At 43.2% G+C, this 1004-nt stretch carries 2 protein-coding genes; both read right to left on the bottom strand.

Annotated elements, in window-relative coordinates; all coding sequences use genetic code 11:
• The coding region (locus AC1DVH_RS31735) for a glycosyltransferase family 2 protein (protein WP_477757109.1) at nt 1–412 on the bottom strand (412 nt) is incomplete at its 3' end.
• Between the two features lie 10 nt (nt 413–422).
• A partial coding sequence (locus AC1DVH_RS31730; protein WP_477757108.1) for a lipopolysaccharide biosynthesis protein occupies nt 423–1004 on the bottom strand: 582 nt, incomplete at its 5' end.

Genomic DNA, 1004 nt, shown 5'->3' with positions numbered 1-1004 from the left:
CTGTAATGGTTCTAATATAATTTGAGTCTTCGTCGATTACGCAAAAGTCCGGGTATGCCAATACTGCTTCAGGTGACAACGCCATTCGCGAGACCATCGTCTCGATTGCAGTAGGGTGTAATCTGTCATCAGCACTTAGATAACCCAACAAATCGCCGGAACTTTGTTTCCATCCGAAATTCATGGCAGCGCTTTGTCCAGCATTTTCCTGTCTGAAATGCGAAAACTGCATAGGATGATTCTTCAGCAAATTCGGAGTGTCATCGGTTGATCCATCATCAACCACAATCAGTTCGATATTTTGATAGGTTTGTTTTTTGACGCTATCAATTGCATCCAGCAAATATCGAGCAGTATTGTACGTGGGGATGACAATAGTGACTTTCGGCAGTGTCGTCATTTTATCGTCCATGTGGATTCTCTTAGTGAAAATAGGATTGGCTGAATTTGATTGTTGATTTAAAGTTGGCAGTTGTTTTCAGGTTGAATATTCGATTTACATAATGAATCATCAGGGCTGACTGAATAATACTGCCCGAGCTATAAACGATAGCTAATCCAATTATGCCGAAATATATGAATGCCACACTTCCTCCGGCGATCATCAGTACACCGCTGACAATAGAGATTCGCATGGTAATATGTTGTTTTTGCAACATGACCAAGACCATGCCGGCGGTTCCAGCGAAGGTCTGAATAACTTGAGCGAAGCCGAGAATGATAAATAGAAAGTAAGCTTCTGAATACTCTTCYGGCCAAGCCATTGCAATAATGAGTTGACCTAAAATGGCGAATAATAGATAGCCCGTAATTGCCATTCCCGTTGCTACACCCGCACCGATACCCATCACTTTTTGCAAGTAACGTTTTTTTCGTCGAACCCACAGACGCCCAATTGATGGTGCGATGACTGTATTGACTCCTGCCAAGGGAATTATCACCAAGATAGCAAGCCGTGATGCCAGGCCATAGATTGCTACGTCAGCGGTGCTGCCAAAGAAAAC

The organism is Pseudomonas sp. P4_C3 (assembly GCF_056402075.1).
The sequence above is the reverse complement of the archived record's forward strand: the minus strand, read 5'-3'. Positions and strand labels throughout refer to the sequence as shown.